Source organism: Chryseobacterium flavum (genome assembly GCF_003385595.1).
Lineage (GTDB): Bacteria > Bacteroidota > Bacteroidia > Flavobacteriales > Weeksellaceae > Chryseobacterium > Chryseobacterium flavum.
In genome coordinates, this window is sequence record NZ_QNUE01000001.1 from 180,048 (window position 1) to 195,208 (window position 15,161).

A 15,161-nucleotide genomic window follows, 5' to 3' on the forward strand; every position below is an offset into this window, starting at 1 on the left:
GACAAATCCGTTGTTTGGAACACCCCATGAGCAACGGTAAAAGCAAGAAACCCCTAAAAAGCAGCACTTTAAATCAATTGCAAAAAAATTGAAAAAAGTGCCTTTTTGATAGACACGTATCGGAAGACAGGCCCCGCCAAACGCTCCAATTTTGTATGGTAAGAATATCATTAAAACGTACCATTATGAATATTGACAGAATGGAATTTACCGCATGGATGGAGCGTATCATGGAGCGTTTCGACATTTTAAAAGAGCATATCATTGATATACAGAAACAGCGCAACAGCATAGACGGCGAAGAGCTACTGGACAATCAAGACCTGCTCCAAATGCTCAAAATCAGTCATCGCTCTTTGCAACGATACCGCTCGTCCGGCAAGTTGCCTTACTATACCATTAGCGGTAAACTGTACTACAAACTATCAGATGTACACCAATTCGTCAGGGAGAGTTTTAATATGCCCCTGCAACGTACAAAGGACAATCAATGACAAACAGTGCCACCTAAAGACGGGTACGGCTAAGCCGTATTCACTTCAATTACATTCGGATGGTAACATTTTAAAATAGCAATATTATGAGCGAACAAAACATTGAAAATCCACAGCAATATCCCGAACAGCTTTCGGATGTGCTGTTGGTGATGGACAAAGAGAAAAAGAAAATCCAAGCGGTTACAGGTATTGACGAAAATGGCAATTTGAAAACCGTTGATGCCGATAAAAAGAACCAAAGTGAGTTCATGCGGGTAGATAAAAGCGGTGATTTATTCTCCAACTTCTTTTCCAATTTTTGGCGACAGCTTAAAGACCCGACCCACTTTTCATTCTTTAAAGTTCCTGCATCGGAAGCGGTCGAAACCGCTAAAGAAATGCAGAAACAAGTTGATGCCCCTACCAAAGAGGGTGAGGCGGTTATGCAGAAGCATGAAGTCAAAGAGCCAAAGGAACAGCAACAGGAAAACAAAAATGAGACGGGAACAGCACAAGCAACGCCCACGCCGGAAACAACCGAATATCGCTATAAGGCAGAAGATATTGATTGGAAAACTTTAGAGCAAATCGGGATAACCAAAGATAGGCTTGAAAAGGACGGTGTGCTGGATACGCTATTGAAAGGCTATAAAACTAATAAGGTATATCCGGTGAGTATCAATTTTGGTTCAGCCATAATCCGTTCCGAAGCGAGGTTGGGGCTTCAAAACGGCGAAGATGGAAAGCCCGTATTTGTCATGTATGGTGTCCGCCACGAACCGAACCTTAATGCTCCTTTCTTTGGTCATGAATTTACCAAAGAGGACAAAGACAACCTGCTCAAAACCGGAAACATGGGGCGTATGGTGGAATTGACCAATCCAAAAACAGGAGAAAAGATACCGTCCATCATTAGTATTGACAAGTTAACAAACGAGGTAATCGCCTTACGGCAAAATTGGATAAAAGTACCTGACAAAATTGGAGGTGTGAAACTCAATGCAGAACAAAAACAAGCTCTATATGAGGGCAAAGTCATCCACTTAGAGGGTATGGTGTCCAAAAAAGGAAAGCCTTTCGATAGCGATGTTCAATATAACGCTGATAAGCGTTATCCAGAGTACCTTTTTGACAGGGGTATTAACAACAAACAATCCCAAAACCATCAGCAAACGCAGTCACAGGATAACCCAAGATTATTCAGGGGCAAAGAGTTTAGCGATGAACAATACAAAAAACTCATGGAGGGCAAGACCGTTTACGTTTCGGATTTCAAAGACGGAAAAGGACAGCCTTATAAGGGCTACGTTACATTGAGTGCCGAAACAGGAAAGTATGGCTTCAATTTTAGAAACCCTGACAAGTTAAAGGATAAGATTGTTCCGGCAGAAACCCACAAAACACAGGTTGCCGTTAATTCTGAGGGAAAAACCAATGAGGCAACCAAAAATATCAATGAGCCTCTAAAATCCCAACAAACCGCCCCAGCCAACAAACAGCAGCAGGAAAAGCAGGAAACACCAAAACCAGCTAAATCAAAGGGTGTAAGACGATAATCACTAAAAAGAAAAAGATATGAAAGCAGTTATTGCAGAGAAACCGAGCGTAGCCCGTGAGATAGCCGCCCTGTTGGGAGCCACCGATAAAAAGGATGGCTACCTAACAGGCAGCGGCTATCAGGTTACGTGGGCATTCGGGCATTTAATCGGACTGGCTATGCCGGAAGATTACGGATTGTCGGGCTTCCAAAAAGAAGCCCTGCCCATTTTACCAAATCCCTTTTTACTGACTGTACGAAAGGTAAAAAAGGACAAAACCTATGTTCCCGATAGCGGAGCGTTAAAACAATTGAAAGTTATCGAGCAGGTTATTGGTCGTTGCGATAGCATCATCGTGGCTACCGATGCCGGGCGTGAGGGTGAACTCATCTTTAGATACATTTACGAATACCTAAAGTGTAGTAAGCCTTTTCAACGTTTATGGATAAGTTCACTTACTGAAAAAGCCATTAAGCAAGGGTTTGACAACCTGAAAGCTGGAAGCGACTTTGACGGGCTTTATCAAGCCGGACAAGGACGGAGCAAAGCCGATTGGCTGGTAGGGATTAATGCTTCGCAGGCATTGAGTATTTCAGGTCGTGGCGTGTACTCCCTCGGTAGAGTGCAAACGCCCACGCTTGCCCTTATCTGCAAACGGTATTTGGAAAACAAAAACTTTACCGTCAAAAAATATTGGCAGATACAATTGGGACACCGCAAAGAGTTTTTGGATTTTAAAAGCCTTTCTAAAACCAAATGGGAAGACAAAAAGTTGGCTGACGATACGCTTAAATCCATTGAGCGTGCCGGAATAGCGACCATTACGGCGGTAGAGAACAAAACCTTTTCAGAACAGCCACCGTTGCTGTTCGACCTTACAGGACTACAAAAGGAAGCCAACAAAAAGCTGGGGCTTTCTGCCGAAGAAACATTGAACATAGCGCAAAGCCTGTATGAAAAGAAATTTATTACCTACCCCCGCACAGGTAGCAAATATATTCCCGAAGATATTTGGACTGAAATTCCTGCATTGGTAAGGTCATTGGAAGCAAAAACTTCCTGTAAAGAAGCTATTGGGAAAGTGAAATGGGGTCGGTTCAATAAGCGCATCGTGAACGATGTAAAGGTAACAGACCATCACGGTTTGCTGATAACCGAAAAAATACCGTCCGCCTTGCCCGCAAAGGAAGATGCCATATACGATATGATTGCCTTGCGTTTGCTGGAAGCCCTATCACAAGCCTGTTCCAAAGAGGTAACCGACATCACATTACAGGCTGTTCATTATGATTTTATGCTCAAAGGCTGTAAAATTCTCGAAGCAGGCTGGCGTGGTATCAAAGGAAATTTTACAGAAGAAGACAGCGAGCCTGCACAGGAATTGCCCGATTTAAAAGTTGGTGATGAACTAAAAATAAAAGATACATCCGTATTGGAAAAGAAAACCAAACCACCTGTACTTTATACGGAAGCTGGTCTATTGTCCGCAATGGAAAATGCCGGAAAGGAAATAGCGAACGAAGACGAACGGAAAGCCCTGCAAGGCATCGGTATCGGCACACCTGCTACAAGAGCCGCCATTATCGAAACGCTTTTTAAGCGGGATTATATCAGGAGGGAAACGAAATCCCTTATTCCTACAGAAAAGGGTTTACAGGTGTACGAAGCGGTAAAGGACAAACGGATTGCCGATGTAGCCATGACTGCCGAATGGGAAATGGCTTTGCAGAAGATTGAGAACAACGAAGCGGATGCTATGGATTTTCACCAATCAATGGAAGCCTATACTTCATCTATTACACAGGAACTTATGAACATCAGCATTGCAAGCGAAAAGCATCCCGAATTGACCTGCCCTAAATGCAAATCCCAAAAACTGCTCATCAGGGATAAGGTTGTAAAATGCACGGATGAAACTTGCAGTTGGCTCCAATTCCGCAATGTGTGTGGAATACAATTAAGTCTTCTTGAAATAGAAAACCTCGTAAATAAAGGTAAAACCAGCCTTATTAAAGGAATGAAAAGCAAAGCGGGTAAAAAGTTTGATGCCTATATCGTCCTGAAAAATAACGGGGAAACCTCTTTTGAATTTGAAAATAACAAGTACAAAAAGAAATGAATAGTAACGTTTTTATAAGCCAAAAGGAAATAGAACCCCTTATCTATACGGTACGGGGTAAACAGGTCATGGTTGATAAAGACCTGGCTATGCTTTATCAGGTCGAAACCAAAATTCTGAACAAAGCCGTAAAAAGGAATATCGAGCGGTTTCCCGACACATTTTGTTTCCAGTTGACCGAGCAGGAAAGTGAAACTTTGAGGTTCCAATTTGGAACCTCAAACGGCGGACGTGGCGGGCGGCGTTATCTTGCCTATGTGTTCACAGAACAAGGAGTGGCTCAGCTCTCTGCCGTATTGCGCAGTGATATAGCTATAAAAGTAAGCATTGCGATTATGAATGCCTTTGTAGAAATGCGGAAACTGTTAATCGGTAATGCTGCATTGTTCTCCCGGATGGATAAAATAGAATTAAAACAGATTGAAGCAGACGGCAAGTTTGAGGAAATTTTTAAGGCTTTGGAAAGCGGCAAGCTCCATAGCGATAAAGGTATTTTCTATGACGGGCAGATATTCGATGCCTACACCTTTGTTGCCGATATTATACGGAGCGCAGAAAGGTCAATTATCCTGATTGACAACTATGTGGACGATACGGTGCTAACGCTACTTGGAAAGCGTGGCCAATCCGTATCTGCCACTATTTATACCAAAAGCATCAGCAATCAATTACAGCTCGATTTGCAACGCTACAACAGTCAGTACCCGCCTATAACTATTCATACTTTTGCCCATGCACATGACCGTTTCCTCATTGTTGACAATACTGAACTATACCATGTCGGCGCATCATTAAAGGATTTGGGTAAAAAGTGGTTTGCTTTTTCGAGAATGGATATTGAAGTAGGTAAAATGCTTCAGAACTTATCTCCATAGTACAAATCCTCTTAAATTTTAGAGGGTTTTCTATGTTATTGTTAACGGTGGTTGGGAGTTTCAGCCCAATCATTGTATGCCATCTCAAATTTAATTTCGCCTTTACCGTGCATCCCGATTTCTTTCCAGCCAGCTTTTCTATAAAATGCTTCTGCTCTTGTTCCCGGAGCGGTTCCTAACCAAACAGTTTCTTTTGTTTTACTAAAATACCAATCAATCATCACATCATGTAGTTGTCTGCCAACTCCCTGTTTGTCAAATTTAGGATGAACAAATAAAGCCCAGATATTATGCTCTTCCAAATCGGCAATAGAAAATCCAACAATTTCATTATTTATCTCACAAACCCAGCCTTTGCCTCTTTCTGTCATAAATATTCTGCAATCTTCGTCTGTTACAAGATTAGGGTCTGATAAGGTGTTTTCTTTTACAGCATTTCTTACTATTTGAATTTGACCAATATCTTCAATCTTTGCTTCTCTAATTATCATATATAGCCTCTTTTTTGTTGAGCGTATTGTATTGTTTATTCTTTCAATTTATATTTTGGCTAAAATACAAAATATATAGCTTTGCATTTATCTTATCATATTCAATTCCTTAATTATACCATTATAGAAGCTTGGGCAAAAAAGATTTACCTTTTCCAAAATGAACGCAGAAGCAATCAAGATGCTTAGTTTTCTGAATGGGATATAGCGTGAGGGATAGAAACGGCATCCTTTTGTAGTTCTTGCAGATCTACAAAAGATATAGTGGATAGCCCGACCCGCTTGTATTTTGAGATTGCCCGTTATGAGTTGGTGAAATGCAGGCGGTGGCACGTCCAAATAAAACTAAATTTCATTTGTCCTGCTCATCCATTTTCCTGATAAGCCCGTCCCGGAGTGCATCAAGGAATTTGGTGCGGTTCATTTTTCGGGTTCTCAATTCCAAATAGGTTTGGTAAAAATTGCCTAAGTCAATGTTATAGTTATTTTCAAAATCTTTGGCTATAATCTGTATATCGTTGTTTCCGTTGTTAAAAGCACCCTGATAATGCAAGGCATAAATCAGCTCTATCAAGGAGGCTTTACTGCCAGTCCATTTTAATTTTTGCTGGCTTGACGATTTGTCTATTTGTGATGTTTTATAAAGTTGGTCTTCGATATAGACTTGTATCAAATCATTCGCCATAATTTTGGCTACCTTGAAATCATGCGATGTAGAAAATGATTGGTCGGACTGGAAATAATAGGTATCTAAACATAGCTTAATATCATGCTTGCCCCGAACAAAAAAACTCTCGTCAAGAAAGGAATTATTATTGCGGTAATACTTATAAAAATCAAGGTTATTGTCAAAGAACCTTTTGAGTTTTTTCAATTCTTTATTCAAGTATTTCCGTATAGATTTTGTGCCATAGGGCTTCTTTATCTCGATTTTATAAATGGCATTGTAGTAGATAAGTTTTGCAAGAATAGTTGGCTTTTGATACTTGAAAAATCGGATTTCCTCATTCACATTCTTAAACCCTTTTTTTAAGACATATTCTTTTACATCGGAAAGGCATTCTACAATCAGGTGTATAACAGCCTCTATACGTTGTATAGAGCAATCGGCTTCAATTTCTAATTCGCCGATTGCAGTTTCCAGTTTATATAATATTTCAGTATGGTATTTTTCCATTCCCTTTACAAGCACACGTTATTTTGAAAAGTGCAACTTTTTATTGTCCCTGCTCCACACGTTCCAAAGCCTCATTATGCTTTTTTCTGAATTGGAAATGCTGAAAATCTGTACTTGTTGGTGCTTCTAATTCGAAATTCTTTAGAACCGCAATTTCTATTTTTAGGTTCTGACCTTTAAAGCCTAATACGTGTCCGCCCTGTTTTGTGTCTGAACTAAGGTAATGCAGATGAAAACCGCTTACTTGTATTCCGTTCAGATATTCAGGAAGATGATAGCCAACCAATGTCCCTGCGGTGTTTTGGATGTCGAAGAACTGCTGCCTGTCTAAAATAGTTGAAAGCACCGGAAAGGGTTCTTCTTTTACTGGCGGAAATGCCCGTGTTTTCACATTGTTGAAATCCCCTGTAATCCTGATGGCGTACATCGCATTTTTATTAATCAACTTACTTTCTATGGTTTCCAACAATGCTTTTTGTTCCATAGTCCCGTTGACGGTGAATGTTGTGTCCGCCTTGAAAAAAGTTACCGTTGAAAAAGATGTTTTATGGTCATTATCCAACACAGTAGTTTCTCCGGTAGATTTGGTTTGGTAAGCTTTGCCGTTCAGCATAGTCAATTCTCCATCCAACATATCAGGCGCACCAATCCCGAAATCACCTTTCAATTTTAAATCCTTAATAGGTAACGAGCCTTTGTAAAGCCCGCCTATAAACGCATCTATAATACCGTAGTTATACAATATGTTGGTTTTAGGATGTGCATCTGTAATTAGTTTATCCTTTTCGGTAATGATGACCTGATTGTGGAACATTTGGGGCATATAAATTTTTTGCGTGGCAGGGTCGTAGTAAATATCTGCGATACTTTCAGCTGTCAGGTAAGACTGGCTTTTCTGCTTCGACAAATCGTAAATCCACATTTTCCCAAAACCCTTGATAGGGAATGTTACCCAATCCGAGATTAGCAAATGGGTATCATCTATCCATTCTATACCGTCAAAAAAACCATTGGCAATATTGGGAAGCTCCTGAAAACTCCCATTGCCTGATTTTATATAAACACTTCCATCTCCGTAACTTTTTCCATTGGTACAGACCACTAACTGTTTTGTCCTCTCGTTGTAATTAATCCCGTTTGCAGTAGGTACATTACCGATGATTTCAAAGGATTTGTTTTTGGTGTTTATTTTATAGATGTTGCCCGAAACCGTTTCTGTAACCGCTATAAAACCATTTTCCAAACGGCATATATCGTTCAATACTTTTGTTGCGGGAATGGTTAATTCAAAAACTGTTTTTCGTGTATTGATGTCAAAACCAACAACACGCTCCATATCGGCAACGTACAAAATATTGCCCGAAACCGTCATTCCTTTGGGTGCATTCAATATTCCGGTTTCCGGAAGAAATTTTGGGTTGACTAATTTTCCTTCTGTGGAAATTTCACTGATAAAGCCATCACCATCTTTACTGAAAACGTCTTGCCCCTGATTGGAAACAAAAAAACGTTTGCCTTTAGATGTAATACTTTCCGGCATTGCAAAGCCATTAGTAACCTGTTGTGAAAAGCCACCTAATCCGATACACATAAAAGCGGCTGTTAATATATTTTTTAATTTCATTTCTCTTTGTTTAAAATTTATTGGAACGGGCTTTAATTGTTAATCAGTTTAAAAGCACCCTCACTGTATCTTGCTCCCACATTGGGATGTTTAGCGACAATAGTATCAATAGCCTTTAATTCTTCTGCCGAAAGTTTTAAGTCAATTGCCACCATATTTTCTTCTAAGTATTTCCTTTTTTTAGTGCCGGGAATTGGAATAATGTCTTCGCCCTGCGCCAGTACCCATGCTAAAGCCAATTGTGCCGGAGTACAGCCTTTTGATGATGCAACTTGTGCAAACTCTGTAACAAGACGATTATTATTTTCGGCAAATTCTTTTTGATAACGTGGCAGATTTTTTCTAAAATCACCATCGCCAAACGCCTCTATATTTTGTGTATTGGTTACTAATCCCCTCGCCAAAGGCGAATAAGGAATGAATGTTATACCCAACTCTCTTACTGTGTTTAGTATTTCGCCCTCAACATCTCTTGTCAATAATGAATATTCTGTTTGTAAAGCAGCAATGGGATGTACAGCATGTGCTTTTCGGATTGACGTTGCCGAAGCTTCACTTAAACCAAGATAACGGACTTTTCCCTCTTTAACCAAATCAGCCATTGCACCAACCATGTCTTCAACCGGAACGTTTGGGTCAATGCGATGAGCATAGTACAAATCAATTACGTCAATATTTAAACGTTTGAGGCTTTTCTCCACCGCTTCTTTTACATATTGAGGCGAGCCATCAAAATAAGTGGTGGGCGAACCGCTTACCCCGGCAACTCCGTCTTTGAAACGAAAGCCGAATTTGGTCGCAATAAAAATTTTATCACGGTTTGGGGCAAGGACTTTAGATAGTAGTTCTTCATTAGCACCATTGGCATACATATCGGCGGTGTCCCAAAAATTAATACCAAGGTCTAAAGCCTTGTGCAAGGTGGCTATACTTTCAGTATCATCTGTCTGACCGTAAGCAAAGCTCATTCCCATGCAGCCTAATCCTAAAGCCGAAAGTATTTCTCCAGTATTTCCTAATTTTCTGTATTGCATATTTTCTGTTTTAGGTTGTTAAAACTTGATAACGATTTTACCAAAAGCCTTACCCGATTTCAATTTTTGAAATGCTTCCTGTGTCTGTTCTAAGGTGTAGATGCTATCAATAACAGGTTTGAGATTGTTCTTCTCAATACCATTTATCAAATCACCTAATTCCTGTGCATTGCCTACGGAATAACCTTGTAAACGGATATAGTTCATAATGAGTGGGAACACATCAAAAGACAATTTGCTGCCCGACATAAAACCCACCAAGCCCACAAAACCGTGTTCTTTAACGGAAAGAATACTTTGCTCAATGGTTTCATTTCCTGCTACATCAAGTGTAATATCTACGCCTAAGCCGTTGTTCAGCCGTTTTACTTCATTGCTCCACTGTGGAAAGTCTTTGTAATTGATAACTTCATCAGCTCCTAAGTCTTTCAGCTTTTGTTCTTTTTCTTTGCTTCCGGTTGTAGCAATTACTTTCAATCCAGACATTTTAGCAATTTGTAAGGCAGCTAAAGAAACTCCTCCGGTTCCCTGTATCAGAATGGTTTGTCCCGCTTTGATGTTGGCTTGTGTTACGAGCATTGCCCAAGCGGTAAGACCTGCAACAGAAAGTGATGTAGCTTCTTCATCGGTCAGGTTTCCAGGAGTGCGAACCAATGTGTTTTCAGGCTGTACGGTAAACTCTGCCATTGTTCCCGAAGTCTGCATACCCGTTCTCAAAGCATTGTGGTAAGGCGTAGTTTTCCCTGCTTCCCAACGAGGAATAAAAGGAATGAGAACACGGTCGCCTTTTTTCCATCGTGTTACATTCTTACCCACGCTTTCCACAACACCCACACCCTCTGACACAGGAATGAACGGAAGCGGAATATTCAACCCTACTGTATTTTCTACTGTGAGCAAATCAAGATATTGAAGCGATACAGCTGTGGTTTTTACCAATATTTCATTTTCTCCTATTTCGGGCGTTGGCACTTTGGCAACTTTTAAATGCTCAATGCCGTAATTTTCTAATTGTATTGCTTGCATAAGTTTAAATGTATTAAGGTACAAAGTTCGCCTTGATGCCTCTTTAAAAATTATGCAATTCAAACAAATGGTTATGAAATGCAACCAATAAAATTACTTGTAATAATAGGGCATGCTTAATCTTCTTCTTTATTGACAATCCTACCTTAATCTTGTGAACGGGTCAGTACGAAAGCTTTTCTCCTTTCCAGCCAGTAATATGTAGAAACTCTTCCCAGGTGAGTGTGTTGGGATTTATCTGTTTGCTCCACATCAAATCACGGTCTTTTCTAAAATACCCATATTCAACGGCATACTCTGCCATCCCTAAAATCTCACGTACTAAAGTTTCATTTGAACCAAATTCGGGGAAATGGTTAATCAATTCCTCCTGTGAAAATGCAGAACTGTAAACAGCTTTTTTGCCTGTTACTTCAATAAACTTATCCACTATTTCCTGCGGTGAGATAATGTCCCCGATTACTGGCAACGACTTGCCCGCATATTTGCTTGGATTTGAAAAAATTTCCAAAACGGCAGGGCCTGTCGCAGTAAGAGGGTCAACAAATGGCGCACGGAAATCTCTTGGTAAATAAATCGGAAACACAAGTGTATCGCCTTTCATAACAGGTGTATAAAATTCTATCAAATTGGTATAAAAGAACGACATATAAATAAATGAACTTGTAACAGGGAGCGTTCGAATGTATTCTTCAATTTTGGCTTTGTCTGTAAAATGAGGAGCAAACTTTCTTCCCATTGTAATTTTATCCACATTTTCCAAGCTGCTGAATACAATATGTTGCACTTCTGCTTCAACAGCTGCATCTGCAAGTTGTTTGCCCAATTCCATCTCGTGGGTTGCAGGTGGTGCAATATTGGGTGTCATCATAAAAACCCCATTTGAACCACGAAAAGCCTTTACAAAATCTTCTTTATATCCGAGGTCAAGTGGTAAATCTACAAGTTCAAGCCCTTGCTCTACCAAATTAATTGCTTCTGGTGAATTAATACGACGGGTAATGCCTCGAACTCGGTAACGTCCACTCTCCAACAGGGTACGTGCGACACTAAGACCTTGTTTACCCAAAACTCCAACAATAGTGATGAGTGGTTTATCGTCCTGTTTCATCTTTTTATTCTCTTTTAAATTTGATACCATTCCTTTTCTATTTAGTAAAATAATAAACTATAATAATTATAGTTGCAAAATTAATTTTAGTAGATTATTTTTGCAATAACTATCAAAATGGATAGGTTCAAAAAACTTGCTATATGAAAACAGAATGTCTTGGTGATTTTGTAAAACTGAATGGAAAAACTTACCCCTGTACGGTAAGTCTAACAATGGATTTGGTAGGTGGAAAATGGAAAACGGTAATCCTTTATCATCTAAAAGATGAACCAAAAAGATATAATGAACTTCGCAAAGAAATGCCGTCCGTAACCGAAATGACTTTGAGTTTGCAATTAAAACAATTAGAAAAAGACGGTTTGGTGTCAAGAAAAGTATATGGCAAAAAACCGCCTATTAAAGTTATTTACAGCCTAACCGATTTCGGTAGCAGTTTTGTTCCTGTTTTAGAAGCCATTACTAAATGGGGCAATGAAATTGTCAGTGGAAAAGGCGAATTTGTTTCTATTGAACAGAGCGTATAATAAAGTTTAAGTTCTATTATTTTAAACAATACTTATTCCGATTTCTTTCCTGAATTGCAAAGGTGTACTATCCGTCTGCTTCTTGAAGAAAATAATAAAGTTTGATGAGTGTTCAAAGCCTAAACTGTATGCTATTTCGGCTATATCCCAATTGCTGAACTGTAACAACGCCTTAGCTTCCTTAATCATTCTTTCGGCAATCCATTCCGTAGTTGTTTTGCCTGTACTTTCTTTCAAAGCCCTGTTTAATGTATTGGTGTGTACGTTGAGTTGCAGAGCAAATTCATTGGCTGTATTGAGTTTTAGGGTTTGGCTCGGTGCATCAATAGGATATTGCCGTTCCAATAGTTCCAAAAACAAGGTACTGATACGTTCCGAGGCATTACCGTGCTGATAAAAGGTTTCAGGTGGTTGTATTTTCATTGCTTCGTGCATAATGATTTGCACGTAGCTTCTCAACAAATCGTATTTGTTGGTATAACCGGAGTTCAGTTCACGAAACATACTTTCAAAAATCCCTTTCAATAGCAAAATGCTTTCTTCACTCGGAAAAAATATGTGATTACCTCCAACCTTGAATAAAGGTGATTGGGATAGGCTTTCGCTTTTGAGGTTCTGATTAATGAAGTCCTCTGTAAAAAGACAAAAATAACCCGCCTGGTCTTGCGAAGTCGGCTCCCACGAATAAGGAATGAGTGGATTTAAAAAGGTAATGGTTGGCTTGTCAATGTTAATGGCTTTATCAGCATAACTGATAATACCTGTCCCTTTGGTAATCATGGAGATTTTGTAAAAATCCCTGCGGTTGGGAGGGAGAGCGGTACTGTCACAGGCAAATTCTTCCCTGCGGTATATATTGAACTGTCCGGCTTTTGGATATTCCTGCCCATGTCGGGTATAAAATTCTGCTATGCTCTCTTTCTTGCTCATTGTACAAAGTTATTAAATTCAAACAAACCTAAACAAGATTGTGCTTTATATTTTAGTGCAGTCCCGTTTTTAGTATCTATTAGTAATTAACCCTGTTGCACCAAATGCTGTAAGTCCGGGTCATTCTTGATGCGCTCCATTTCACTTTCAACAATATTCATAACATCCAGTTTTATCTGTTTGTAATTGCTTTCAATTTCCTGCTTCATATTGTCCGCTCCGTTTTCATCGGTAAAAGACAGTATCTGCGGTATCTTTTTGTAGGCTTTGGTTTCGGCAGCAACCCTGTCATTATCTACTACGATTTCTGCATGAAATATTTTTTGCTCGATGCGTTCATCGAAGTTGTCCGATACCGCTCCAACAAACATACCCTGTGTAAGCGTGGAGATTTTGGACGCTGGTATCAAGCTATCCATTTGGGTAGATATAGAGGTGGATTTATCGTTACGGTTGATGGTCATGCTTTGGCGTTTCTGCAATACTTTCCCGAACCTTTCGGAAAGGTTCTTAGCGGTTTCGCCAACTACCTGACCACTGAAAATATTACCAACGGTGTTCTGTATTACCTTACTCTCTTTATCGCCGTAATCCCTCGTTAATTGCGAAAAGTCCTGAAAACCCAAACAAACTGCAACCTTATTACTTCTCGCAGTTGCGATAAGGTTGTCCAATCCCCTAAAATAAATTGTGGGCAGCTCATCTATGATAACTGAACTCTTTAATTGACCTTTCTTATTAATGAGTTTGACAATTCTTGAATTGTACAATCCCAAAGCTGCGGAGTAAATATTTTGCCTGTCGGGGTTGTTGCCAACGCATAAAATTTTAGGCTCTTTCGGGTTGTTGATGTCTAATGAAAAGTCATCGCCTGTCATTACCCAATACAATTGTGGGCTAATCATACGGGACAAAGGAATTTTTGCCGATGCAATCTGTCCTTGTAACTGGTCTTGTGCGCCTCCTAACCAGGCATCCATGAACGGCGATAAATAATTTTCCAATTCAGGATATGAAGTCAATATAGTAAATACGTCTGCGTATTTTTTGTTGAGCAATTCGATGGCGTGTGGAAACGTGCAATGCTTGCCATCCTCGTAGATTTTCAGATACCAAATAATAGCAGCCAAAAGAATGATTGGGCTTTCCACGAAAAAGTCTCCCTGCTTCGTTATCCAGCTTTTGTTAAGGTTCAGCATGATGGTATAAGCGGCTTCGTAGGCATCCGATATGTCCGTCATGAAATTAGGATTAAGGGGATTGCATCGGTGGCTCCGGCGTGGGTCGTCAAAGTTGATGGCGTAAAATTTGGGTTTTACCTCGTACTTATTGCTGTGCTTTAACAGGTGGTTGTAAGCAATGGTAGAAAGGTCATCGAATTTGAAATCGTAGATGTACATCGAAAAGCCCTTTTCGATGTGTTGTTTGATATAATTATTTACGATTGCATAGGATTTTCCTGAACCCGGAGTTCCCAGCACAATCGAGGCTCGAAAAGGGTTGACTACATTAATCCAGCCGTTGTTCCATTTGCCTTTGTAATAAAACTTCGTGGGAAGATTAACCGAATATTCATTTTGCATCAGGCTGGTTTCCTGTTGGAAACTCTCGTTTTCATTATTGAAAACGTCGTCCATCAGGTTGTTGCGGAGCAGTCGGCTCATCCATACCCCGGCCATGAGCAGGACAATATATCCCATACCCGTTGTAAGGATGTAAAGCGATGTGGCAACCACTGCCGATAGCTTTAATAATGGTGTGTTCAGGAAGAACAGTACAAAGCCGATGGCTAAGGCAACATAAATCTTAGTCCATGTTATCTTTTCGTTCTTTACGCCCTTAGTACCGAGGCAACTCAACGCCAGTAATACCAGCGCAAAAATTTTGGTGTAAAGTGTATGTGCAAAAAGCCCTGCGGTACGATTGAAATTGGTGAGTATCTTACCGATGATTTCCAATGTCCAGCCCCGCTGGTCAAAGTACCCGTAGCAGAACCAATAAAAGTGCATCAACACAATGATGATGCTTACCGCTCTCATAAAAGCCATTATTTTGGCTAACCCTCTTAAATCGTCTTCTCCTTGCATAATTCAAAAATTTGTTTTGATGCAAGTGTAGCCGCTATGAATATTGGCTTGCCGAAATTGGTGTCAGATGGCTTTTGGTGGCATTATTTGGCTTTATTTTAAAACCACAAAGACCAAGATGTTAATCCTGGTCTTTGTTAGTTAAA

The 15,161-nt window shown here is 39.9% G+C and carries 13 protein-coding genes; 5 read left to right on the forward strand and 8 right to left on the reverse strand.

Translation table 11 applies throughout. The features are described from left to right. Window positions 1-185 precede the first annotated feature (185 nt). The 4 genes from DRF59_RS00745 (at window position 186) to DRF59_RS00760 (ending at window position 5,008) form a co-directional block, all read left to right on the forward strand. A complete protein-coding gene (locus tag DRF59_RS00745; protein ID WP_115956387.1) occupies window positions 186-494 on the forward strand; it encodes a helix-turn-helix domain-containing protein in 309 nt (102 codons plus the stop codon). A gap of 86 nt (window positions 495-580) precedes the next feature. Then, window positions 581-2,032 (forward strand): DUF3945 domain-containing protein, encoded by a 1,452-nt coding sequence (locus DRF59_RS00750; RefSeq protein WP_115956388.1) that lies wholly within the window; start codon window positions 581-583, stop codon window positions 2,030-2,032. Between the two features lie 19 nt (window positions 2,033-2,051). Further along, entirely contained in the window at window positions 2,052-4,133 is a 2,082-nt protein-coding gene (locus DRF59_RS00755) for a type IA DNA topoisomerase (protein ID WP_115956389.1), read from the forward strand. Beyond that, complete coding sequence (locus tag DRF59_RS00760; protein WP_115956390.1) at window positions 4,130-5,008, forward strand: ORF6N domain-containing protein; 879 nt, start codon at window positions 4,130-4,132, stop codon at window positions 5,006-5,008. Before DRF59_RS00755 ends, DRF59_RS00760 begins: the two co-directional genes overlap by 4 nt. A gap of 41 nt (window positions 5,009-5,049) precedes the next feature. Here DRF59_RS00760 and DRF59_RS00765 read toward each other — a convergent pair whose 3' ends face one another. The 6 genes from DRF59_RS00765 to DRF59_RS00790 all read right to left on the reverse strand — a co-directional run bounded on the left by DRF59_RS00765 (window position 5,050) and on the right by DRF59_RS00790 (window position 11,501). Then, window positions 5,050-5,499, reverse strand: a complete 450-nt coding sequence (locus DRF59_RS00765) for a GNAT family N-acetyltransferase (protein WP_115956391.1) — start codon at window positions 5,497-5,499, stop codon at window positions 5,050-5,052. 352 nt (window positions 5,500-5,851) lie between these two features. Beyond that, window positions 5,852-6,676 carry an RteC domain-containing protein gene (locus DRF59_RS00770; protein WP_115956392.1) on the reverse strand — a complete coding sequence of 275 codons (825 nt, stop codon included), beginning with the start codon at window positions 6,674-6,676 and terminating at the stop codon, window positions 5,852-5,854. A 40-nt stretch (window positions 6,677-6,716) separates the two neighbouring features. Further along, window positions 6,717-8,300 (reverse strand): acetolactate decarboxylase, encoded by a 1,584-nt coding sequence (budA, locus tag DRF59_RS21040; protein ID WP_241505453.1) that lies wholly within the window; start codon window positions 8,298-8,300, stop codon window positions 6,717-6,719. Window positions 8,301-8,332: 32 nt separating this feature from the next. Further along, window positions 8,333-9,334, reverse strand: a complete 1,002-nt coding sequence (locus tag DRF59_RS00780) for an aldo/keto reductase (RefSeq protein ID WP_115956393.1) — start codon at window positions 9,332-9,334, stop codon at window positions 8,333-8,335. 18 nt (window positions 9,335-9,352) lie between these two features. Beyond that, window positions 9,353-10,306 (reverse strand): zinc-dependent alcohol dehydrogenase family protein, encoded by a 954-nt coding sequence (locus tag DRF59_RS00785; protein ID WP_167456626.1) that lies wholly within the window; start codon window positions 10,304-10,306, stop codon window positions 9,353-9,355. A 217-nt stretch (window positions 10,307-10,523) separates the two neighbouring features. Beyond that, entirely contained in the window at window positions 10,524-11,501 is a 978-nt protein-coding gene (locus tag DRF59_RS00790; RefSeq protein ID WP_206606736.1) for an NmrA/HSCARG family protein, read from the reverse strand. A gap of 113 nt (window positions 11,502-11,614) precedes the next feature. Here DRF59_RS00790 and DRF59_RS00795 point away from each other — a divergent pair, with 113 nt between their 5' ends. After that, a complete protein-coding gene (locus DRF59_RS00795) occupies window positions 11,615-11,998 on the forward strand; it encodes a winged helix-turn-helix transcriptional regulator (protein WP_115956395.1) in 384 nt (127 codons plus the stop codon). Between the two features lie 21 nt (window positions 11,999-12,019). Here the strand turns inward: DRF59_RS00795 and DRF59_RS00800 are convergent, their stop codons facing one another. Together DRF59_RS00800 and mobC are read right to left on the reverse strand one after the other, a co-directional pair. After that, entirely contained in the window at window positions 12,020-12,928 is a 909-nt protein-coding gene (locus DRF59_RS00800) for an AraC family transcriptional regulator (protein WP_115956396.1), read from the reverse strand. An 86-nt stretch (window positions 12,929-13,014) separates the two neighbouring features. Next, a complete protein-coding gene (gene mobC / locus DRF59_RS00805) occupies window positions 13,015-15,015 on the reverse strand; it encodes a conjugal transfer protein MobC (protein ID WP_115956397.1) in 2,001 nt (666 codons plus the stop codon). Between the last annotated feature and the right edge of the window lie 146 nt (window positions 15,016-15,161).